At 40.4% G+C, this 23,892-nt stretch carries 17 protein-coding genes, 1 tRNA gene and 4 pseudogenes; 20 read left to right on the top strand and 2 right to left on the bottom strand.

The annotated features are described in order from the left end of the window. Positions 1-156: 156 nt before the first annotated feature. Complete coding sequence (locus J5O05_RS07350; RefSeq protein WP_208844227.1) at positions 157-2,736, top strand: family 20 glycosylhydrolase; 2,580 nt, start codon at positions 157-159, stop codon at positions 2,734-2,736. A gap of 203 nt (positions 2,737-2,939) precedes the next feature. Beyond that, a pseudogene (gene nagP, locus J5O05_RS07345) lies at positions 2,940-4,245 on the top strand (N-acetylglucosamine MFS transporter NagP). 293 nt (positions 4,246-4,538) lie between these two features. Here the strand turns inward: nagP and J5O05_RS07340 are convergent. Together J5O05_RS07340 and J5O05_RS07335 are read right to left on the bottom strand one after the other, a co-directional pair. Next, positions 4,539-5,279, bottom strand: a complete 741-nt coding sequence (locus J5O05_RS07340; RefSeq protein WP_208844226.1) for a hypothetical protein — start codon at positions 5,277-5,279, stop codon at positions 4,539-4,541. A gap of 85 nt (positions 5,280-5,364) precedes the next feature. Further along, positions 5,365-5,439, bottom strand: a tRNA-His gene (locus J5O05_RS07335). A 191-nt stretch (positions 5,440-5,630) separates the two neighbouring features. On the opposite strand from J5O05_RS07335, the gene J5O05_RS07330 reads away from it, so the two are divergent. The 18 genes and pseudogenes from J5O05_RS07330 to J5O05_RS07250 all read left to right on the top strand — a co-directional run bounded on the left by J5O05_RS07330 (position 5,631) and on the right by J5O05_RS07250 (position 23,781). After that, a complete protein-coding gene (locus J5O05_RS07330; protein WP_208844225.1) occupies positions 5,631-6,446 on the top strand; it encodes a mechanosensitive ion channel family protein in 816 nt (271 codons plus the stop codon). A 20-nt stretch (positions 6,447-6,466) separates the two neighbouring features. Beyond that, complete coding sequence (locus J5O05_RS07325; RefSeq protein WP_208844224.1) at positions 6,467-7,231, top strand: DUF481 domain-containing protein; 765 nt, start codon at positions 6,467-6,469, stop codon at positions 7,229-7,231. 95 nt (positions 7,232-7,326) lie between these two features. Continuing rightward, the gene (locus tag J5O05_RS07320; RefSeq protein ID WP_244369900.1) at positions 7,327-10,011 is read left to right on the top strand and encodes an SLBB domain-containing protein; all 2,685 of its coding nucleotides are present in this window, start codon (positions 7,327-7,329) and stop codon (positions 10,009-10,011) included. A gap of 9 nt (positions 10,012-10,020) precedes the next feature. Next, positions 10,021-10,965 (top strand): Wzz/FepE/Etk N-terminal domain-containing protein, encoded by a 945-nt coding sequence (locus J5O05_RS07315; protein ID WP_208844223.1) that lies wholly within the window; start codon positions 10,021-10,023, stop codon positions 10,963-10,965. A 75-nt stretch (positions 10,966-11,040) separates the two neighbouring features. Next, positions 11,041-12,114: a UDP-N-acetylglucosamine--undecaprenyl-phosphate N-acetylglucosaminephosphotransferase gene (gene wecA / locus J5O05_RS07310; protein ID WP_208844222.1), complete on the top strand. Its 1,074-nt coding sequence runs from the start codon at positions 11,041-11,043 to the stop codon at positions 12,112-12,114. Then, positions 12,077-12,533: pseudogene (gspG, locus tag J5O05_RS07305) on the top strand (type II secretion system major pseudopilin GspG). Before wecA ends, gspG begins: the two are co-directional and overlap by 38 nt. Beyond that, positions 12,533-14,180, top strand: a pseudogene (locus J5O05_RS07300) (GspE/PulE family protein). Before gspG ends, J5O05_RS07300 begins: the two co-directional pseudogenes overlap by 1 nt. Beyond that, on the top strand, positions 14,180-15,379 hold the full coding sequence (locus tag J5O05_RS07295) for a type II secretion system F family protein (RefSeq protein WP_208844221.1): 1,200 nt from the start codon (positions 14,180-14,182) through the stop codon (positions 15,377-15,379). The pseudogene J5O05_RS07300 and the gene J5O05_RS07295 overlap by 1 nt, the downstream one beginning before the upstream one ends. Further along, positions 15,379-15,453, top strand: a pseudogene (locus J5O05_RS22840) (prepilin-type N-terminal cleavage/methylation domain-containing protein); the annotation flags it as partial. The gene J5O05_RS07295 and the pseudogene J5O05_RS22840, both read left to right, overlap by 1 nt. A 12-nt stretch (positions 15,454-15,465) precedes the next feature. Next, the gene (locus J5O05_RS07290; RefSeq protein ID WP_244369898.1) at positions 15,466-15,783 is read left to right on the top strand and encodes a hypothetical protein; all 318 of its coding nucleotides are present in this window, start codon (positions 15,466-15,468) and stop codon (positions 15,781-15,783) included. Then, positions 15,764-16,219 carry a PulJ/GspJ family protein gene (locus J5O05_RS07285; protein WP_208844219.1) on the top strand — a complete coding sequence of 152 codons (456 nt, stop codon included), beginning with the start codon at positions 15,764-15,766 and terminating at the stop codon, positions 16,217-16,219. The genes J5O05_RS07290 and J5O05_RS07285 overlap by 20 nt, the downstream gene beginning before the upstream one ends. Next, a complete protein-coding gene (locus J5O05_RS07280) occupies positions 16,191-16,880 on the top strand; it encodes a type II secretion system protein (protein WP_208844218.1) in 690 nt (229 codons plus the stop codon). The genes J5O05_RS07285 and J5O05_RS07280 overlap by 29 nt, the downstream gene beginning before the upstream one ends. 129 nt (positions 16,881-17,009) lie before the next feature. Beyond that, on the top strand, positions 17,010-17,741 hold the full coding sequence (locus tag J5O05_RS07275) for a type II secretion system protein GspK (protein WP_208844217.1): 732 nt from the start codon (positions 17,010-17,012) through the stop codon (positions 17,739-17,741). A 7-nt stretch (positions 17,742-17,748) separates the two neighbouring features. Beyond that, on the top strand, positions 17,749-18,843 hold the full coding sequence (locus J5O05_RS07270) for a hypothetical protein (protein WP_208844216.1): 1,095 nt from the start codon (positions 17,749-17,751) through the stop codon (positions 18,841-18,843). Position 18,844: 1 nt separating this feature from the next. Further along, entirely contained in the window at positions 18,845-19,408 is a 564-nt protein-coding gene (locus J5O05_RS07265) for a hypothetical protein (protein ID WP_208844215.1), read from the top strand. Further along, a complete protein-coding gene (locus J5O05_RS07260) occupies positions 19,395-19,898 on the top strand; it encodes a hypothetical protein (protein ID WP_208844214.1) in 504 nt (167 codons plus the stop codon). Before J5O05_RS07265 ends, J5O05_RS07260 begins: the two co-directional genes overlap by 14 nt. A 1-nt stretch (position 19,899) precedes the next feature. After that, positions 19,900-21,966 (top strand): secretin N-terminal domain-containing protein, encoded by a 2,067-nt coding sequence (locus J5O05_RS07255; protein ID WP_208844213.1) that lies wholly within the window; start codon positions 19,900-19,902, stop codon positions 21,964-21,966. 357 nt (positions 21,967-22,323) lie between these two features. Beyond that, on the top strand, positions 22,324-23,781 hold the full coding sequence (locus J5O05_RS07250; RefSeq protein WP_208844212.1) for a hypothetical protein: 1,458 nt from the start codon (positions 22,324-22,326) through the stop codon (positions 23,779-23,781). The last annotated feature ends 111 nt before the right edge of the window (positions 23,782-23,892 follow it).

Raw genomic sequence — 23,892 nt, 5'->3', positions numbered from 1 at the left:
TCTTTTCAGGCGTTTCTGCGACGAAGCGCCTTTTTTATGAGGAAAAATTGATAGCGCTGTCATTTTTGTTTATATATGATGAAAGAGACAAGTTGAGCAAAATATCTGCAATAATTAGAAGGTTGCCTGAAACCACCAAGGTTCGGAGAAAGAAGAATGAAAAAGCAATATCAATGGATTCTGGGCGCGTGTGCCGCGGTCCCGTTGTTTGCCAATGCAAACTTTAATCAGCAAAGTTTAAATGCGTTTGCGAAAGACACCACACTAATGTTCACGTCTGAAGATAATTTTTTTGGTAAAACAGGAGAAGTATTAGCTTCAATTGCCTTAACCAACAATTCAAACGTTGAGCTGCCCAAAGGCCTAGGTGATTGGCAAATTTACATTCATTCTATTCGAAAAATTGCAAAAGTTCGCCACCCAGGTTTCAAACTTGAACACGTTAATGGCGATCTCCATCGCCTTATCCCCACCACTGAATTTCCAGGATTAGCACATGGTCAGTCAATAAAAGTTGAATTTGAAGCTGCCGCGTGGATTGCGGCATACTCCGATTTTATGCCACGTGCTTTCATCGTATCAAAACAATTGCAACCAGCTATTTTTGCTAATACGGACACGGAAGATCTGACTCAATTTGTGACACCGTTTACCCGTGAAAATCAACTAAAGCGATATAACGACCCAGTAGATCAAACGGTGACGCCGACTGCGGCTATCCGTTTTGAACAAAACTTGGCAGTAAATAGCATTGAAATCAAAGATGCGTCCACACGCATTATTCCAAAACCTCAGCAAGTTGAGTTTAAACGAGGTTCAACAAGACTCAGTAATGATTGGCACGTTCGATTTTCGGGTCGTCTGGCATCCGAAGTCAGCGTTTTCAAAGAAGATTTGGCTGAGTATGGTCTTACATTAGCAATGCAGGCTGACCACATACCTTTAGAGAAGGGGGCTAAAGCGATAGAGCTTTCTGTTGATAAAAAACTTAAGGATGCCCAAAGTTATACATTGAATATCGATAGTGACCGAATTCGCATTGTGGGTGCGGATAATGCGGGGGTATTCTATGGTATTCAAAGTTTATTAGCGCTGTTCCCGGCCAATGCAAACAATGAAGTCGTGCTTCCTCGCGGTGAAATCAAGGATGCACCTAGATTCAATTGGCGAGGTATGCATTACGATAATGGACGTAATTTCCATGGCAAAGACGCGATGTTTAAACTTGTTGGACAAATGGCAAAGTACAAACTGAATAAGTTTCATTGGCATTTTTCGGACGATGAAGGTTGGCGACTTGAAATTAAAGATTTACCCGAACTGACTGACATAGGTGCTACACGTTGTTTTGATTTACAAGAGCAGACATGCTTACTTACTCAGCTTGGCACGGGGCCGTTTAAGTCGGGTAGTGGGAATGGATACTTAAGCCGAAATGATTTTATTGAACTACTTAAGTTTGCCAAAGCTCGACACATTGACATCATTCCTGAAATCGAAAGCCCTGGACATGCACGTGCTGCGATTAAAGCAATGGAAGCTCGTTATCACCACTATTCTGCCAAGGGAAATTTGGTCGCTGCAAAGGCATATCTGCTTAGTGAAGCAACCGATACTTCAACTTACTCAACGGTTCAAAGTTATACCGACAATGCACTGAATGTTTGCATGGATTCCTCGTATGCTTTTATTGAAAAAGTGACTTACGAAATTCAATCGATGTATCGAGAAGCAGGTGTACGTTTGACGAACTTGCACTTTGGCGGAGACGAGGTCGGGCACGGGGCTTGGACTGGTTCCCCTGCGTGCCAAAAGCTGTTCGAACAAGCTGACAATGGCGTGGCTGGTGTTCAAGATTTAAAGCCTTACTTCACACAACGTGTTGCTCAAATATTTTCCCGCCGTGGAATAACGCCAGGTGCGTGGGAAGATGGTTTGATGTATGACGCAACCACACCATTCAACCGCGAAGAGTTTCCAAACAAATCTTTTACAGTTAATGCGTGGGACAATATTTGGGAGTGGGGAGTTGCGGACAGAGCGTATCGTCTTGCGAATGATGGATATCAAGTGATTTTATCTCACGGAACTCACCTGTACTTTGACCACCCGTACGAAGCGCATCCTTTAGAGCGTGGCTACTATTGGGCTGCTCGCGCGACGGATACGCAAAAGGTGTTCGGGTACATGCCGGACGATTTATATGCCAATGCTGACGTGACTCGGGATCTTGACCCAATTGATAATTTGGAAGCGCTCGTAGGGCGTGCATTGCCACAGCTTGAAAAGCCTGAAAATATACTCGGTATACAAGGCCAAGTGTGGAGTGAAACAATACGGACTGAATCTCAGTTTTTAGAAATGGTATTTCCGCGTTTATTGCCGCTTGCCGAACGTGCTTGGCATAAAGCAAAATGGGAAGGCCAAACGATAAACAAAGCTCAGCGCCTAGAAGATTGGGCACAATTCGCAGCGACACTTAGCGAAAAGGAATTAGCAAAACTTGACGCCGCTGGGATAGGTGCACATTTACCTGTGCCAGGTGCAATTATTGAAGATGGCAAACTACACGCCAACAGTGCATTTCCTCTATTACCAATCCAATTTAGTATTGACGGTGGAAAGTCATGGCAAACTTACTCAGGTCCAACCTCTGTGGCACAGGGTTCATCAGTACAGATCAGAACCTACCTCGGTAATAAAAATGTAAGCAGAATTACATACTTACCAAATTAAGGTACGATATTTCATGCAATAAAGGGCTATTTGGCCCTTTTTCACTATTGTTTGGTTAAGAAAAACACACTGGTCAAATAATAAATTTTAACGTAAAGTAAAATGTCAGCGCTGTCATTTTTAAGCGCCTATTCATAATAGATAAAAAAACACTGACATTGAGTCGGTGATAACATAACCTCAATTGCAACGAGATGAAGTTTATGGAAGCCACAGTGGAATATGAACAAAACAAAAAAAGCAGTTTAATGCCTATGATTGTTGCTGCGTCGTCGTTTTTCTTGCTTGGATTTATAGCATGGATCAATGGCTCGCTAATGCCTTATCTTAAGCAAATGCTTGAACTCACCCCTTTTAAAACCTCACTTATTATTTTTACTTTTTACATATCGGTGACGTTTAGTGCGATTCCATCAGCGAAGGTGATCCGAAAAATCGGTTATAAGAACAGCATGGCGCTTGGCATGTTAATTATGATGACTGCCGCACTTCTGTATATTCCTGCTGCCAAAACACATATGTTTGAAGTGTTCCTCGCTGCCCAGATTATTTATGGTATTGGTTTTACATTACTTCAGACCGCCGTTAATCCTTACGTAGTTAAATTTGGCCCAGAAGAATCCGCTGCGGTACGTGTTAGTATCATGGGCATTTTGAACAAATTTGCAGGTGTTATCGCACCGCATATCTTTACTGCGTTAATTGTTGTAAATCTTGATTTTTCTGTGGGTAGCACGTTAACGGAAGAGCAAAAGAACATGATGGCGCAAAGTTTGGTGATGCCTTACATTTATATGGCACTGCTCATTTTGGCGTTTACTCTATTTGTTAAGTTCTCTTCGCTGCCGGAATTACAGTCCGAAGATGATGGAGTAGAGCCAGGCGCTGGCGATATCAAAGAAGCCCTTAAATACCCAAATCTCGCATTAGGTGTACTTGCGCTTTTCGTTTATGTTGCCGTAGAAGTGATTGCCGGTGACACCATCGGTATTTATGCGCTTTCATTGAAGGTCGAAAATTACAGTATCATGACGTCTTACACGATGTTTTGTATGGTAATTGGTTACATTATTGGTATTTTGTTAATTCCAAGGTTTATTTCGCAACAATCGGCATTGACGGACTTCGGCTGTGATTGGTATTTTGCTATCACTAGCGATTGTGTTCGGCAATTCAGAATCTTATGCTATTTCTAATGTGCTGTTAGTTCCGTTTGGGCTTATTGCATTACCAGATACGTTGATGTTTATCGCAGCGTTGGGTCTTGCGAATGCAATGGTCTGGCCAGCCGTTTGGCCATTGGCACTTTCTGGACTCGGGCGCTTAACTAGTGTAGGTTCTGGTTTATTGATTATGGGTATTGCGGGCGGCGCGTTTGGTCCATTGATTTGGGGCGGCGTGAGTGCAACGGGTCTTGGCCAGCAAGGCGCTTACATTGTTATGATCCCGTGTTATCTGTTTATTTTATTCTACGCGTTGAAAGGCCATAAGCTTAAGCGCTGGAACTAATGAGTTTTAAAATAATAATAAAAGAAACGCATTTCTATCTGTAAATAGAAATAATCCCGTGTGTGATGCCACCGAAAGGTGGCATTTTTGTTTGCTTCTTCCAATAGTTAAAGGTACCCAAAGTAATCTCTGATATTTTTACCTAGCAACCTAAAACCCATCCATAAATTAAGAAATGGAATTGTGGAATGTTTTTAAACTTCTGCTAGTACAGCACAAAGAGCGTGACGTAAATTCTGGCTGGTTATATTAAAAGGAGCTAGAAAGCGTACCATTAGTTTAGGCAGTTTTTATCATTGGTCATTATAACGTTTTACGATATCTGTCATTGCCCCTGATGCTACAACTTTCTGAATTGCTACTAGAAGTCTTGAAATTTCATCCGCGGACAGTTTTGGCGATAACGCACAGTATAGGTAGTTGTGATCAATTAAAGCGCTATGTTGTGTTTGCGCAGTGTCGATTATCGAAGCTTCAGTCTTTGCAATGACAAACATTGGAAAATCCCCTCGCAAGTAGCGTTGATAGCTTATTGAAGGAGAGATACTATCTATTCGAACGAGTTTGCCACGGTCAAAAAGTGGCTCCAAGCTAGGATAGCGATAGCCCAGAACAGTGCCAATCAGCGTTGGATCCGCTTTACTCTCAGCGTAAGTAATCAACTGCTCAACAGAACTCAAATTGAGGTGGTTGATCAGCAAATCAGGATTATCATATAGCGGCTCACTCCAAATCAATTCGGATGAGGTCAGCCATTTTGGGTTTGCTGTACAGTTAATATCAACAAATTTGTCTAAAAGTAATTGTTCGAGCCTCGCTCTTGGTGTTTTTAAAAACTCGATTTGAATATTCAGTTCACTACCGAGGGCATTCGCTAAGTCAAATAAGATCCCAGATTTTATGTCACCGTCATCACTTAGGATTACTTGAGGAAAAGTGTTTACTTCGCCATAGGAAAAAGTAAGTTTTGGTATGGATGCAACTACGGTATAAGAGTTGAAAAAAAACACTAAACCAAGAAAAATCGATTTCAAAGACAAATAAAGAACCAAATGAAAAACGAATAGAGTGTCAGCTTAATAATTATTTTATGAAAATGCTAGGGAATCGTAAAAGAAGTGGGGCGACTGATGGGGATTGAACCCACGACAACCGGAATCACAATCCGGAATCTACCAACTGAGCTACAGCCGCCACTATAAAGAGTTGTACACCTCGTGTGGTGTGGCGCGCATAATACATAAAACATCCTGTAATGGAAAGGAAAAATTTAAGTTTTTTTGAAATTAATAAATTTTTCTGTTGTACAGGCAAAATTCATATACGCTATGTATGATCAATGGATCATATAATAATCAGCTCACATTCAAATCGGAGTGGACATCATGGAATCAATTTTAGATTGGGTTAGAAATAATACTGATTTAATCATACATTACACAATCCAAGGCGTATTAGCGATCGTCATTTTGTTCGTTGGTATGCGGATTGCGCGTTTTTGTGAAGGTCTAACTGAAAAAGCGTTTGCAAAAAAAGGCGTAGATAAAGCGGTAGGCTCATTTGTTGCGAATATCTTTTATGCGTTGGTCTTTGCTGCATCGGTACTAATGGCGCTATCGCAAGTTGGTATTGAAACGACGAGTTTCATTGCGATATTAGGTGCTGCAGGCTTAGCTGTAGGTCTTGCCCTTCAGGGATCGTTATCAAACTTTGCGTCAGGCGTATTGATTATTATGTTACGTCCATTTAAATCGGGCGATTACATTGAAGCCGGTGGTCGTGCGGGGAGTGTTCAAAAGATTGAAATTTTCTCTACTGAACTTCGCACTCCAGATAACAAAGTTATCATTATGCCTAACTCGGCAATTATGTCGGGTCCTATCGTGAATTTCTCGCGCGAAGCGACACGTCGGATTGATTTAGTCATTGGCGTTAGCTATGACTCCGACTTGAAAAAAGCAAAAGAAGTGCTTCAGTCGGTGCTCGACAACGAGTCTAGAGTACTTAAAGATCCTGCTTATACAGTAGCGGTGCTGGAGTTAGCCGATTCAAGTGTTAACTTCGTGGTACGCCCTTGGGTCAATACGAGTGAGTATTGGCCAACGTATTTTGCTATTGTAGAAAACATTAAATTAGAGCTTGATGCAAACGACATCACTATTCCGTTCCCTCAAATGGACGTTCATTTACACAAAGATTAATTGAAAAGGGTTTGAAACACATGAAACTACCAGTTTTTACGGTATTGGCGGCTGCTTGTTTAAATGCGAATGCTTTCGCGGATAACGACAAAACATGGGAAGTCACAAGTGAAGTTGGCGCGATTATTACAAGTGGTAATACCGAAACGACAACACTAAAAGGTGGCATCAAAGCTAAACACAGTTTAGAAAGTTGGGAAAACGAATACAAACTTGATGGAATCTACAAAGAAGATGAAATTGAGGGCGATAACGGGGAAAAACGCACGCAGCGTACAAATGAAAAATACGCGGCCTCTGTTCAAGGTAACTATAAACTAAACGAAAAGCACAGCCATCTGTACCTTTATGGAAGCTATGTTTCTGATTATTTTGGTGCATTCCGAAGTGAATCAGTTGTTTCGCTTGGTTATGGTACTCGTTTCATCAACACACCAGATATGGTGTTGAATGCGGAAATCGGTCCAGGTTATAAGTATTTTGAACATCAAGAAAGTGATGATGGTAGTGACCCAAAAGCCGGAGAATTTGAGGGAGAGATGATTGCCCTTGGAAAACTGGATTTTAGCTGGAAGCTTTCAGACAACGCAAAGTTCACGCAATTGGTTGCAGTTGAATACGGTGATAGCAACACGAAAACGAAATCTGAAACAGCGCTTTTAACTAAAATCAATGGCTCACTTCAGATGAAAGTTGCATACAACATCACAAACAACTCCGATGTTGCGGAAGGCAAAGAAAACACAGATACAGAGACTTCTTTGACTTTGGTATACAGTTTTTAACAAACTAACTAAATCAGGGGCGCACTGCGCCCTTTAATTTCTTTCAAACTCAGGTAGAATTGCCTGCAATAAAATCTATAACGGAAGAGATTTACGTGAATTTCCTCAGACTGTTCATCTTGTCGTTGTTTTTGCTTGTAGTAGATACAGCGTTTGCAGCATCCCCAAATCAACAACAAATCGAGCAATTCAAAAAATTGCCAAAAGCTCAACAAGAAGCTTTAGCTAAACAATTGGGTATAGCATTACCGAGTTCTTTGGATGAGAAATACAAAAACGATGAAAAGTCGAATGAATCGTCTATTTTGCCACGAGATCAAAAAGTGGAGCCGGAAGAATCGGACTTGGATGACAAGTTCAAACCGAAAAAAGAAGAAATAAAAGCATTCGGTTATGAGTTATTTTCTGGTCAGCCGACTACTTTCCTTCCAACAGAAATGGCACCGATAGCGGATGATTATTTGGTCAATATCGGCGATGAAGTAAAAGTGAATTTATATGGAAAGACTACATCGGAATTTTATCTAAAGATTGATAGAGAAGGACGCCTATCAATCCCTAATTTGTCGCCAATTCATGTAATCGGGTTAACTTTTTCTGAATTAAAAGAACTTGTTAAAACCAAGATTCAAGAAGAAATGATTGGTGTACAATCCTATTTAACGATGGGGTCCCTAAGTTCTATGCGCATCATGATTGTCGGCGATGCATACAGACCTGGAAGTTACATGGTTTCACCATTGGCAACTGTTACACATGCTTTATTTGTCGCAGGAGGTGTCAATGAAGGGGATTCTCTTCGTAATATTCAAGTTAAGCGCGGTGGAAGACTAATAGCGAATTTCGATCTTTACGATTTATTGCTGTTTGGCGATAGTTCAAGCGATGTTGTCTTGAAATCTGGTGATGTTGTATTTATCCCTCCTGCCCAGAAAAAAATCACTGTCAAAGGTGAGGTTAATCGTCAAGCTATTTTCGAGTTAAAAGAGTCTGATAGTATCGAAAGTATCATTGCTATGGTGGGCGGACTTAAAGCTAATGCAAATAAAAGTAAGGTAGTTGTATCTCGTTATGATGCCAGTGGTCGTCGCGTTGTTGTAAATGCAAACTTTAATGAGAATAAGGGATATACCCCAATTAATGGTGACGAAATCACGGTAAACCAAACGTCATCTAGGCTACAAAATACAGTAACTGTTGTTGGAGCAGTGACGAACCCAGGAAACTTCCAATGGCAAGAAGGGCAGACGCTTCAAACATTATTTTCAAATCCTCGAGAGGACTTCTTAGCGATCGCGGATTATTCTTATAGCTTGTTGATTCGTGAAGTTAATTTGAAAGGCGACATTGAAATAGTTCAATTCGCATTGCAAGACATCATTATCAATAAAACCCAAGATATTGATTTGAAATCGAACGATACCTTGGTTATTTTTAGTCGTTATGAACTCAAAGAAGAAGAAGAGAAATTACTCTCTGATTTTGCATTTAGTAAAGAGCAACTAAAGCTGCAAAAGAGTATTCAGTTGTGGGAACAGTATGAAAAACAACAATTTTTACGTTACGTTGGTCAATACGATGAAGAAGCTTTGTTGCTGGAAGAAGAAAAAAGCTCTGAGGTTGAACGCAAAAAGGCGCAAAAAGTAAAAAGTATTGATTCATTACTAGAAACTGAAGAGCCTGATGAGGCTGATTTTGCAGTATTTAGTCGCCGTAGTCTATTACCTGCGATTCTAACAAAATTGCAAAGTCAATCATCGGCTGAAAACCCCGTAAAAGTATTAGCCATTAATGGCAAAGTTAAATTTCCAGGTGTATATCCTCTGCCTATAAACCCTAGTTTCAAATTAGCTATTCAAGCGGCGGGAGGATTACAGGAATCAGCTTATCTTGAAAAAGTTGAGATTACGCGAATATATAATTCTAGTAAGGATGATAAACGTGTAGAGCATATTCAATTTAATGCTGCAAATTCAGAACAAATAGAATCGTTAATTTTGACCAGCAAAGATACTATCACCATTTTCCCGAAACCGAATTGGCAAGATAAATTAGAGGTCAAGTTAGTTGGGGAAGTCATGTTCCCTGGCTTATACACCATATATCGAGGTGAAAAGCTTGATGACGTTATTCGAAGAGCTGGAGGTTTTACAAGTTATGCGCACAAAGAAGCCGCCATTTTCACAAGAGAATCCATCAAAACACGTGAACGCTCCCAAATTCAGAGACTTTCTGAAGAGTTGAGGCGTGACATTGTATCTTCTACTTTTAAAAATGGCCCGTCTAATGTATCTCGTATGTCGTATACAGATATGGATAAGATAATGCAAGATTTGGCTGACGTCGAAGCTTTAGGTAGACTTGTAATCGATCTTGATAGCCGTGAATCACTTGATTTACCTTTAGAGAATGGTGATGCGCTCTATGTTCCATCTCTTCAAAACTCAATCAGTGTAATAGGTGAAGTATATATCGCATCAACCCACATTTATGAACCAGGAAAGGACGTTTATGACTACATACGAGCATCTGGAGGTTTTAAACAAAAAGCAGATGAAGAGCGGGTGTATGTGATTAAGGCCAATGGTTCAGTTGTTATTCCAAAATCACAGTCTTGGTTTAGTGTTTCTGACGCAAAAGGCTATTTAGAGCCGGGAGATTCTATCGTTGTTCCATTGGATACTGAACAGTACGATACTTTAACTGTGTGGAGTCAAGCAACCCAGATTCTTAGCCAAATTGGTTTAGCAGCAGCTTCTCTTGCGACATTAAATAAATAAGGAATCATCATGCAGTATTCTGAAGCTGAACTGATTAAATACAGTGAAATTGATGTACAATCTTTGTTTCGCGTTGTTTGGAAAGGAAAGTGGTTTATAGCCGCCATAACTGCATTATCGATTACGGCTGGAGTTTGGTTTGCTTTGAGCTTACCGAATGTTTACTCCTCTACAACGTTACTTGCGAAGGTAGAAGATGGAAAATCAAGTGGATTCTCTTCTTTGAAATCAGAGCTTGGTGGATTTGCTGCGCTTGCGGGTGTTGGTCTTAATGCAAAAGGTGGAAATAACACAGATTTAGCATTGCAAATTCTAAAAAGTCGTCAATTCGTCAATGAATTTGTTAATAAATACAAACTCAAAGCTGTTTTGATGGCTACAACTTCTTGGGACAAAGATAATGATAAACTCATTTTCAATCCTGATATCTATGATGTGAAATCGGGAAGTTGGAAGGTGAATCAGCAGACTGGAAAGTCTTTTGAGCCAACAGTCCAAGAAGTCAGAGATTATTTCATAGGTAAAATAATTGGTGTTGAAGAGGATAATAAAAAAGGCTTAGTAACTATTACAGTGACTCATTTTTCACCGCGAGTCGCAAAAGAGATATCCGACAAGTTAGTTTCCGAAATTAATCTAAATATTCAGAATGCTGATATTGAAGAGGCCGTAACTCGTATTGCCTACCTCAAAAAGGCTTTACTTGAAACACCAATTGCTGATATGCAAAAGATTTTTTATCAGTTGATCGAACAGCAAGAGCAAAAGAAGATGCTTGCACAAACGCAAAATCAATATGTATTTAAGGTGATAGATCCTGCAATAGAACAAGATAAAAAGTCAGGCCCCCGCAGAGCACTGATATGTATTGCAGCGGCGTTTGCAGGCGGTGTTTTTTCACTGTTTGGAGTGATCGCTTTTCATTATCTTGTTACTAATCGTTCTCGTAGATAGCGTATGATGGAATTTAGCAATGAAGTGCAATACAATATCGGATCGTAAATTCAATTTAACCAAAAGTAGCAGACTGTGATTATCGCCATTTTCGCTTTTATCAGTTCATATTTAGCAATATTGGCTATTAAGCCAGTTGCGGTGCGTGCAGGTTTAGTCGACTTACCCAATCAGCGTAAAAAACACGTAGGTGCCATTCCGCTGATTGGCGGCGTATCAATCTTTATTGCTGTTTTTAGCACTGCGCTCCTATTCTTTCCGCTGGAAAAAGCACTTCTGACCTATTTGGCTTGTGCTGGTGCGATAGTTCTACTTGGTGTTATTGATGATTATCGCGAATTAGGTGTAAGAGTTAGACTTTTTGTGCAAACGATCATTGCGTTAGTCATGATTTGGGGCGCAGAAAATACAATTTCCGAACTCGGGAACCTTTTTGGCTTTGGGAATGTCTCACTGGGATATTTCGGTGTTGTATTTACAGTGGTTGCAGTGGTCGCAGCTATCAATGCTTTTAATATGATTGATGGTATAGATGGTCTTGCCGGCTCGATGAGTTTGGTGACTTTCACATCAATTTTTATACTTATGGCGTTTAATGGCGATACTCAATGGAGTCTATTAGCGCTTGCGATTATGTCAACAATGCTGCCTTACCTTGCGTTTAACTTAGGGCTATGTGGCCACCAAAATAAAAAAATATTTATGGGTGATGCAGGGTCTATGTTTGTAGGGCTAAGTGTGATTTGGTTGTTAATGCAAGCGACTCAAGCTATTGATGTTAAAGTGTTTCGCCCTGTTACAGCGCTTTGGATTATTGCAGTTCCATTGATGGATATGGTTGCAATTATCATTCGCAGGGTTCGAAAAGGTCAATCACCATTTAAACCCGACAGAGATCATTTACATCATGTGTTTATGCGTATTGGCTTTAGCTCTCGTCGTGCCTTATTCAGTATCGCCATGTTCTCTATTTTCTTGGCTGGAATAGGGATAGTGGGTGACATATCGAATGTCCCAGAATGGGTGATGCTTATTGTATTTGTTGGTGTTTTTTTGTGCTATTTGTATTGTTTGATACACGCTTGGAAGGTAGCCCGCTTTTTAAGAACTCATGTTGTTAGAAAATCAAGACGAAGAAGAAAGAGTTAAATATATGCTTAAAGTAAGTTTGAGAAAAAATAAGAATGCTGGTTTTACTATGATGGAGTTACTCATAGTAATTGTGATTTTGGGCTTATTGGCTTCTCTTGTAGCTCCAAAATTTTTCGGACAGTTAGGTAAAGCCGAGCGAGGAACTGCGGTAAGCCAGATGTCAGCCCTTGAAACTGCTCTAGATACGTATCGTTTAGATGTTGGTCAATATCCACAAACGCTTGATGAATTGCGAAAGAGCCTCACATCCTCGTTGGGATGGTCCGTATTTGCCTAAAGATGTGCCATTAGATCCTTGGGGCAATCAATATGTATATAAAGTACCGGGCGATAATGGTAACCCTTATACATTAATGTCTTATGGTGCAGACGGAAAGCCGGGTGGTGTTGAAAATAACGAGGATATTTTACACTAATGCAACTCGCGGAATTGTTGATTGAATCATATGGAATTAGCGCCTCAGATTTAGAAAAAGCAAGCACTTACCAACAACGAAACGGCGGTCGTTTGGAGCAGATTCTCTTGAACATGGGAAGTCTTGCTGAGGAAAACTTACCAAAGGTCATTGCTGAAGCATACAATTTTTCCTTACTCGATATAAGCCTATGGGAAGAACAGCTTGATAGCTACAGTAATACTAAGCACGGAGCATTTCTTCACGAACGAAAGTGGGTTGTGCTGAAGAGCGAAAATCAACACTGGACCTTTGCTACATCAAACCCATTGGATTTGGAAGTGAGCGAATGGATTAGTCTGCAGGGAATTACTCCGACTATTTTTGTAGGCGCTGAATCCGATATTCAGACTTTGATATCAGCGGTCATTTCAACAGCCATAGAAGATGAAAATTACTCCTTAGATGAAGAAGAGCGACTAAAAGAGTTAGCAACAGAAGCACCAGTAGTCAATTTATTAAATACATTAATGTCTCGAGTCTCTTCGTCAAGGTGCCTCAGATATGCATGTTGAACCAAACAAAGGCAGCTGGCGGGTCCGTTATCGCGTGGATGGGGTTTTGCACGAAGCTGAGCGTATTCCAACTAAACTTCAAAAACCATTAATTACACGTTTAAAAATATTGTCAGGGATGGATATTGCTGAAAAACGTAGACCTCAAGACGGAAAGATTGAAACGCGCATAGCGAATCAAGAAATAGATATTCGTGTGTCTGCATTGCCTTTAAACGACGGTGAATCTATTGTTATGCGTTTTTTGCGTAAAGATAATGTGAAATATGACATGGCAGTGTTGGGATTATCCACTGATATTGAAAATCAAATAAAGCGTGATATTAAATGCACGGCAGGAGTTATTCTGCTCACAGGACCTACAGGTTCAGGGAAAACAACGACACTCTATACTTTTCTTAATGCGCTTAATAGCGACGATGTGAAAATTATCACCTTAGAAGATCCTGTCGAATATCAATTGGAAGGCATTAATCAAGTTCAAGTTAACAGTGAAATAGGTTTCGATTTTTCCGCAGGTTTACGGTCAATAGTGCGTCAAGATCCGGATATCATTATGCTCGGGGAAATTCGGGATAGGGAAACTGCTCAAATAGCATTGCAGTCAGCTCTTACAGGTCATTTAGTGTTTAGTACTGTCCACACAAATGATGCGGCAAGTGCATATACACGTTTACTGGATCTTGGAGTAGAGGAATTCCTACTTAACGCAGCGTTAGTTTCAATTGTAGCCCAGCGTCTTGTACGTAAATTGTGCATACACTGTTCAGAACCCATTTCTGTAGAGGAAGCAAAGACAAGTGAGCTTAACTTAACTGCAATAGCACAGCGATTCAATATTGAGAGGATTGACTTACGAAAAGCGAAAGGTTGCGAACATTGTAATCAAACTGGTTACAAAGGACGAATGGCAATTACCGAATACTTGGGTTGCGATGAGGTGATTCGAAGCATACCTAAGGATGAAAACTTTATTGCCCAAGCCAAAAAACACAATGAAGCACTAAATCGTAGGACTCTATTAGAAGATGGAATGCTCAAAGCATTGCAAGGTTATACGACTATAGATGAAGTATTCAGAGTTGCTGGTTAGTGAAAACATTTCAATATAAAGCGTTCGAACAGTCAGGCGCTAAAAATAATGGTTTTATAGAGGCGTCGGATGAGTTAAAGGCTTTAGAGATTTTAAAGTCTCAAGGTCTGCTAGTTGTTTCTATTGAAGAACCACAAAAAAAGCTTGGTCTTTCATTATTCAAGCAAAAAGTATCGTTAGCGGATGTGGAGTTCTTAACTTCAGAGTTAAGTCTTTTATTAGCTAGCGGAGTTAAAATTGACAAAGGCTTGGATATTATCAAGCGTTCAAAATCAAATCCCGCATTGGCTGTTTTACTAAGTGAACTGAGCAAATCTCTTAAGTCTGGCATGAGTTTATCTGAAGCATTCAGGCAGCAAAGCGATACCTTTGATGAGTTGTACTGTAGTTTAATTGCTTTAGGTGAAGCTTCTGGGAATTTAAGCCAAGTGTTCCATGATCTTTCACTTGATCTAAAGTTTAAGCGACAATTACAGCAAAAGATAATTAGCTCATTAACATACCCACTTGTGATTTTTTGCGTCTGTATTTTAAGTGTTTTTTTTATTTTTAACGTGATCATCCCTCGCATGGCAGTGATGTTTAAAGATGCAGACTCCATTCCGTGGTACACCGAACTGATGCTTAATACCAGTGATTGGATGACAAATTACCAATGGTTTTTGATATCTGGAGTTGTACTTTCTGGCGCTGTGATATGGAAATTTAGAAAGTCTCCACAATTTCAGCTTTGGTGGCAACGTAAAGCGATAAAACTCCCATTGATTAAAAAAGCAGTTTTGCTTATTGAATCTATCCGATTTAATTCGGGTCTTACTATGATGATCAAAGCCGATGTGCCTATTGATAAGGCGCTGGCGCTGTCTTGTAATAACATCAAGAATCTAGAGATACGCCGCGAATTAGAAATCGCGAGAAATAACATCAAAAAAGGGCATGTGTTATCATCGGTGCTAAGACAGACCTCAATTTACCCAGAATTCTACATTTCGCTACTAGAAGTCGGTGAAGAGTCTGGAAAGCTAGATGTTGTATTTGATGAAATTACCAATCGCTCAAGAACTGAATTTGAAACGTGGACACAGCGAGTGACATCATTGATTGAACCATTAATGATACTTATTATGGGTGGGTTAGTTGGCGGTGTTGTGGTGATCATGTTACTCAGCATGGTGTCAATTAACGATATTGGTGTCTAATGTTAAGTCGCATTAGGGGCTTTACTTTATTCGAGTTGCTTATAGTGATTGCAATCACATCACTTATGGCTTCCCTGGTTGGGCCAATGGCATTTTCTAGTTTAGAGCGAGTTCAAGCAAAAGACGAAATGTTAAGGTTAAAACAATTAGTATCAAATACTTCTAAACGCGCTTTCGTTCGTCAAATGGCTCATGATATCTATTTAGATGGAAACCATTATTCAGTTAAAATGAACCAAGTAGTTCTAGCGGAAGGGACTTTTGATTATATCACCGCACATCAACTCCACATTCACCTAAATGCAGTAGGGCTTAGCGAACACCCTTCCTATCAAGTTCTGTATAAAGATAAGCACTATGCGATAGAACTAAGGAAACTCGACAGTGACACAGTTTCAGATTAAACCCCGTAAGAAGCGAGATACTGGATTCACACTGATTGAAGTTTTAGTTGCCAGTGTAATCTTGTTTAGTGCAGTAAGTGTTAGTGCTTTGATATATAGAAACGCCACAATGGCGAGTATTAAAGCAACAGAAACACTATCTTTCGCGACACAGCTTAAATCGACATTGAGCGCAATAGAAGATGACATACGAGTGCGTAGTCAAAGTACTGACACTAAGTTGTCAGGTCAAGGAACAGAGGATCATTTTCAATATCGTTGGATTGCGGTGTTAGCGGAACAGGCATCCCCACCTCCTCGTTTTGACCCTGATACAGGAAGTTTTTTACCGGCAAAACGCAGCTATAAGTTGTGGCATGTTGAGCTTACAACCACTATTGCAGGTAAATCAAAAGAGTATGATTTTTATGAAATGGGCTGGCATGATGAAAAGTAAACGAGGGTTTACCTTAATTGAGCTGTTAATCTCATTTGTCATATTATCTATGTTACTGACTGTAGCGACCACCACCTATCAGTTACTTGTTAGCAGGTGGGAGAAAAATAGCACTGCATTTGAAGAGGCTTATCAGGTGTATCGTGATCAAGAACTGCTACAGAATATCTTGGCAAACACATATCCATATGTTGTTGTCGATAAAAATGAACCGAGTTTCTTTTTTGTTGGTTCTGAAAGCTCTATTTTGGCAGTGACAAGAAAAGGGGTTTTTGACCGTGACTATCCTGAAATTTATAAATTAAGTGTAATTACAGAGCCATCAGGTAAACAAAAATTGCTTTACCAAGCTAAAAGTTTCAACCATTTATTATTGAATAGCCCAAACCAAGAGATTGTATTTGACCAGCAAATTGAGCTTTTTGCTCAAGCTGACCGAATCCAATTTCGTTATTATGGACAGGAATCTATTTTTACCGCCACTTCGGAAAACGTTGTGAATGCGACATGGTACGAACGGTACTCAGGGCTAAGTCGGATGCTATTTCCAATTAAAATTGCTTATGAAATAGAAGCTGGAGAGCAACAACTAAAGTTTCAGGCGGCATTTCATGAGGACTCATTTAAAGAGCTAAGTCGTTACGTGGTGGGCGAGCAATGAAGCTGCAAAGGGGTATCGCATTAGTACAAATTTTATTGTTTGTCGCCATATTTAGTGCAATTATGCTCTACTTCAGCCAAACCGCAAAAGAGCAAATAAAAATAGCGCAATTGGTCCAGGATAGAGCGCTTGCGGAGCCTCAACATACACAGTGCATCGCAAAAGCTTTATTTTGAGCTTTTAATAGAGGATAACGGGTTTTCATCATACGACCTGCAGCATCGTAAAAATTATTTCGGTAAAGCGTTTGAGCTTGTTGAAGATGTGGAAGTCAAACTCTTTGACGTGTCCAGTAGACTGGATTTGCGTTACCCGAATCAAGACAACTTAAAGGCTCTACTGGTCTATGGTGGTCTTAATGAAGAAGATGCAGGGGCTTTGGTGAGTGACTTGTTAGACTATCAAGATGTTGATAAAATCGGCCGCTTAAGTTTTGATGAAAACAAGGTAACTCAATTTGGCAACCGAAATGGTCCGCTAAGTGATATAGGTGAACTGCGTTTGTTTGAGTTGCCAAAAGAGATGCTCGAACTCTTGATTGATAACACCTCAATTTTTAAAACAGGTTCATTTAATCCATTAAATGCCAGTGCAGAGCTGTTAACCGCATTGTATGGACAGCAAACTGCAAATGAAGTAATTGCATTACGCGAACAAACGAATATCAGTAAACAAGAGTTTTTAATGAGAACAAGAATAAAAGAAACAGAAGACGTGTTTGTCTTTACTGGTACGTCGTTTGAAATTCATTTTTCAAGCAAAGTGAATGATATCAAATTGAACAAGCAAGTTACTTTGCAAGTAAAACCATATTCACAAGCTGACCAAAGCCCACTAAATATTTTAGAGATTAGGCAATAGATTTCCCATGCTTCAAATTAAAAAGCCACAATTTGGCAATTCCATACTCGTGAATCAGTGTGGTTATCTCGCTGATAAACTCTATCGATTTGTATGGCAAGACGAAGAGTTGAATTTTGCTGAAGCTGACGAGTCATTCGAGCCAAAGATCTTAATCTTAAGCCGCGCACGATATACTGAAAGCCAAGGGAAATTGCCATTTGATAATAAAAAACAAGTGAGTCGTTTCTTTAAACTAGCAAGCAACCAAGAGCTGAATAAAAAAGTGACAACGTTGATCCACAAGTGTGTCGAAGGGCAAACGGTATACACGCAATGGCGATGGGACAAGGACTACTGTAAGGGGTGGCTAACGTTACCTGAGTCTTTATTGTTTGTACAAAGCTCCTCGGATTTGGTTGAAGTGAATACAAATGACCAGACCCTTTGGTGTACAAAATCGGATAACGGGGTGCACTCAATACTGGCTAATGTTTTAGTAAATAGTGCTGAGCGCTTTTTGGTCTCAATTGGTGCTGCTGCCAAGCCCGTCATTAAAGTCGAGGCGAGTAGCAGACCCATACTGTTGCTAAATAACTTGTTTCATGTTGGTTTAAACAACCTTGCTAGCTTTATCAATATTCCTTCCAAAGCGTTTATAGAAGCTAGTTTTAAGAAAGGACTTAAAACAACTTCGATGATACTTGCTGGGTATTTGCTTTTCAGCTCTATTTTTGTCTTAGCAAAACAAGCTTGGTTAACGCATCAGCTAGAGGGTTTGAGCGCCGAGGTTAACACGGCCCTGACGCTGCAAAATGAGGTTGAAAAGCAAGTAGCGCTTTATACAAGTGGTAAACAACTCTTAAACGAGTTGCCAGAGCAAAGTCCGTTTTTGCAAATTTTCGCTGAGATAGTCCCTAAAGCTCAGTTGACCAATATCCGCTTTGAAGCCGGCCGTTATGAGCTGAGGGGCCAAGCCCAACAGGCAACTGAAATTTTGAGTTTTCTGGTCAATCACCCGTCAGTGAAAGAAGCTAAGTTTGACTACCCAACACGTAAAAGTCGCGACAAAGACGTGTTTGTTATTAGCTTTACAGTAAAGCAAGCAGGGGAGAATAGCTAAAATGGATTTCAAACAAGAACTATCCAAAAATGCCCTGCCACTATTGATCATTTTTGCTTTAGCTTCACTTAAATTTATCGTCGTACCGCTCGTGCAATGGCAGGATACTGAGCTTTCAGAGACTCAACAGCTACAATCGCGCTTATCTAAATCTCAGCGAGTGCTAGAAAATCAAACGTTGAATACGGATTTACACGACCGTTTAACACCTGAATTAGCTCGTTTCGTCGATATTGTGTACCGTTACGATTTAGAAAGTAACTTTCAACTAGCTCGTCAACAAGAGTTTGACAGTCTTGCCGCTGAGCATAAAGTAACATTAAATTCAGTTGCTTGGGAAAACATAAAGCCGCTCAAGGAGTTAAATTTGATCCGACATTCTGTAGAAGTTAGGGTTGAAGCAAACGGTTTTGATGTCCTTAAGTTTATTGCTGTGCTGAATGAGAAACCCAAATTAACTATTACAGAATTTAACCTCGATATTGCAGGGCAAGGAGATTCATTAGGGTTGTATCGAGGTACGCTTAAATTGGCGTTATATCAGGAGGCAAATGATGGTTATTAAGCAAGGTCATTTGTGGATTGGTTTCGTTGTTGCGTTATGTTTGCTTGATTTTTTTACGCGAGTTCAGCTGTCGAGCACAAGTAGCTCTAACAATAATGAACCATCGCAGCTGCAAGTGACACCTTTGTCATTGCCACAAGCCCTCGCGAGTGAGGAGCTTATGCTGTCGTTCGAGCAGTTTAAGCAAAACACTGGAGTACAAAAGTCTGCAGCAAACGAGAGTATGCTATCCATCTCAGATGAAACCAAGCTCATCGCGAATAACCAGCAGTTTGAGCTTAAAGCGGTTATCAAAGATACTCGCAGTTACGCAATACTATTGGTCACTGACCTGAAATCAAATACTTCTAAGCTACATAAAGTATCCGAAGGTGAAACACTATTTGGTTACGAAATTGAGTTTGTCGCGGCTACTAGAATTAATTTAGTCAATGCTGCAGGGTCTTACTTATTGATGATGTATCAACCGAATAATAAAGAGAAAGCATAACATGGCTAAGTTAAATCTTAAGTTGGCAGTCGTTCTCCCGCTCCTTTTAACGGCTTGTAAGAGCACTGAGCCACAAAAACTGCAAGTCGGCAAATCGTATTTAAATGAAGGCGCTCAGTCGCAATCCGTGACAAAAGGGAATGCGGCGTTAAGCGCTAACTCAGCGCTAAGTAATACCAAAGAGGCTTCCTATTTTCAGGTGTTACAGTCTGCTAATTGGGGTAATACGAAATTGGGCAGCGCACAAGAAGTATTAGACCGCTTTAGCGCTGATGAAAAAGTAACGCTTAGCGTCGATGAACTAGCGGTAAAAGACTTTTTGCATTACGTGTTTGGTGACGTATTGAAAGTAAGCTACATCATTGGCGATGAAGCTAGCGCCGATCCACAAACGTTAACGCTAAACGTGCAAGAGCAAGTGTCTAAGCAAAAGCTCTATCAGCTTAGCGAAGAACTACTAACGCAAAAAGGGTATGTGGTTCGTTTTAACGATGGCATTTTTTACATTCATAAGGCAGAACAAGGGGGTAAAGCAGCCGTAGTATTCGGTTATGGCTTTACCGCTGAGTCGGTACCTGATAGTGCGCAAGATATCGTGCAATTTATCCCGTTTCGTTTTGGCCGCCGCTTCTCTATTATTGGTGCCATCAATGAGTTGTTTAATGTTCAAGCATCGAGCGCGTCAGAAAACGATGCCATGAAGGTGATGGGCAAGCGTCGGGAAATCTTGAAAGTCATCGATTTTGTCTCGATATTAGACAGACCCACCTTGGTCAATAAGCAAATCGCGTTTTTTAGACCAGTGTATGCGAGTGTTAATGCAATTAACGAAGAGCTGCAAAACGTCCTAAAAGAAGAAGGCATTATCTATTCCAGTAAGGGCGATATAGGCACGGCGGTTTCTGCCGTACTGCTTGAACGCAGTGGCGCAATGGTATTATTCGCTAATGAAAAATCGATACTGGCGCGCGTTGAGTTTTGGCTACGTCAGCTCGATCAGCCTACTCAAGGTAACGATAAAAAATACCATGTGTATCAACCTGAGTTTGCCAGAGCCACCGATCTAGGACAAAGCTTAAGTGTATTAATTGGTGGTGCGGGATTTGGATCGGGGCAACCTACAGCATCTACCTCAGCGCGCAGTGAGGATGCCAGAACTTCGAGTTCAAATGCTGGCAACAGCACTAATAAAACTATGGTCGCAACCGGTAGTGACATCAAAATGGTGGTGGATGAGCGCTCAAATAGCTTGATTATTGAAAGCTCAGGTCAAAAATACCGCGATTTATTACCTTTAATAAAGCGCCTTGATGTGATGCCAAAACAAGTGTTACTTGAAGTCATTATAGCCGAAGTAACTTTGACTGGGTCTTTTGAGCAAGGTGTCGCGTTTACCCTAACTAATCAAAGTGAAACTAATATAGTCTCGCGTACGCTTACCGGGGCTTCGGGTAGTCTAAATTATCTACTTAAAGGTGGCAGCGGCGACTTAACCTTAAAATTTCTTGAGAGCAATAGCAATGTTGAGGTGCTTTCCAGACCTTCGGTGGTAGTGCGAGACGGAGTGTCGGCTTCGATTACAGCAGGCGACAGTATTCCAACGGTAAGTAAAATCGTATCGGATGGCTTAAATGGCAATCAGCAATCCGTAGAACGATTAAAAGCTGGTGTGCAACTTTCGGTAACGCCAACTATCAATGCTCAAGGTGTTGTGCTAATGGAAATCAGCCAGTCAATTAGTAATGCTTCTAAAAGTAGCAGCGCTGTGCAAGGGGCGCCTATCATTACTGAGCGTGCAATAGAAACCGAAGTCGTCGCCGAAAGCGGCCAAACGGTCGTGCTAGGTGGGTTAATCCGAGAAAGCAACACAAATGGCGATGGGCGTATTCCTGTGCTGTCTGATATTCCTATATTAGGTCGGTTATTTGACTCAACCAGCCGCCAAAAAGACAAAGTAGAACTCGTCGTCATGGTAACGCCAAAAATTATCGAAGATTCAAATGATTGGGATATGGTTAGGAAGCAGTTTCAATCACAGTTTCAGTATTTGGAGTTAGAAGGTAACTAATTTTTTACTCTCAAAAGTATTAAGAATTGCATTTTGTAAAACGACTATTGCGGTTGAGATAGATAAGATAGTTTTCAGATACGTTAAGTCGCCTTCAACATCTTGACAATGTTAAATATTAGCAAGTATGATCGCGTAGCTTTGTAAAATTATCGTGTTGTTTTACGCCTGCAGTATAAAAAAAATACAGTTGCTGATAAACACAAAGATAATTGTTGGCATTTTATTTTGTTTACGCTAGGCTTTGTGCGTAAATTTAAAAGAATTTAGTGCATTCCTTTCGAGGGGGCATTTAAATAATCCTGAATCGGGGGTTCCTCCCCTTTTAGGTTTCATGAAACTAGGAGAATGGAAAACATGTTCAAAAAATCTCTACTAGCACTAGCGCTCTCTGCTACTGCGTTTGGTGCAGCTGCATCTACAATCGAAGCTGTAAATGTAACTACAGCTGAAGTTACTACTACTGGTTCAGAAGCGCTTGCTGCCTTTACTTCATATAAGTCAACAGGAACAGGTACTCCAGCTCGCGCTGCTGTATTCTCAAAAGAAGGTCTTGCTTTAGCTGGTGACAAAATTACTGTAAACGGTGTTTCAGCTGTAAATACTTTCGGTATTTCTTTTAAAGCTGGTGCAAAATACCCTAACGGTTCAGCTGTTACATTCTTAGTAACTGGTGCTGAGTTTGATACAAGTTCAACTGTTACTCATTCACTTGATGCTGCTGCTGATACAACAACTGGTGTTACTGCTGCTCAAGCTCAAGCTAAAGACATGACTTTCTTGAGCAAAGCTGCTGATAAGCTAGTATTCCAAGTTGCGGATGGCGTCGATGAAGATGCAGTTACTTACTTGCTTAGAACTGGTCTAACAAAGATTACTGGTGATGTAACAATCACAGCATATGCTTCTACGCCAGTTGTAACTGAAATCGACAAGACATCGTTCAAAGTCGCAACTGTTAAAAACCAGTTCAAAATCACACCAACTAAAGCTTCTGGCGTAATCAACGTATCAGCTGACCGTAAGTCATTCGCTGATACTGTAGCTGCAACGGGTGTTTCTGCTAAAGCAGACTTCAGCGTAAAAGTTGAAACTGACAACACTCCAGATGTGTTAGCAGCTGTAGCTGATTCTGTAACGGTAACGTTAAATAACGACCTATCAGTATTCGATACAGATGCTGATGGTGCTTTCGATGACGGCGTTAAAGTTGTAGCAACAGACGCGACGAACACAACGTTTACTTACGATAAAACTAAGAAAACTAGCGTAATCGCAACTAAAACAGCTGGTAATACTGCGTTTTCTCGTGATTACGGTTTAGATATTGATCTGACATCAAATGGTACAGCAGTTACAAACGGTATCGTGTTAGCTCCTACTACTTTCTCTGGTAAAGTAGAGGCTAAATACACTGGCTCTTCTAAGTCAGAAACATTGACTGCAGACGTAGCGCTTGGTGCATGGACGTTAAACGGTTCAGTAGTTAAAGTTCCTTATATGCCATTTGGTGACAACACTGCTGTAGTTTTACGTTTAACAAACACTTCTTCAAAGACTGGCGACCTAACAGTTCGTTATATGCTTGAAGATGGCGTAAGCGAGTGGAAATCAGTAGGCGTTGTAGCTTCTATCAAGCCAGGTCTAACAAACATTTCTGACTTAGTTATGAATGCAATCAAAGCTGATGCTAAAGTAACTAAAGGTAAAGTAGCTATCGAGCTAACTACTAACGTTCCGTCTAGCGATGTTACTATCACTGCTCTATTCCGTGATATCAAAGAGCAAGACCGTGCAGTAGTTGGTACTAATTAATAATTATTTATAATTGTTATATAAAGCAGGCTTAGGTCTGCTTTTTTTATGCCTGAAATTTGTAACGTTGTTTATTAATGGTATGATAAACGACGGTTTTTTTAGAGCGTT

The organism is Pseudoalteromonas xiamenensis (genome assembly GCF_017638925.1).
In the GTDB taxonomy this organism is placed as follows: Bacteria; Pseudomonadota; Gammaproteobacteria; order Enterobacterales; family Alteromonadaceae; genus Pseudoalteromonas; species Pseudoalteromonas xiamenensis.
This window is presented reverse-complemented; position numbering and strand designations above follow the sequence as displayed.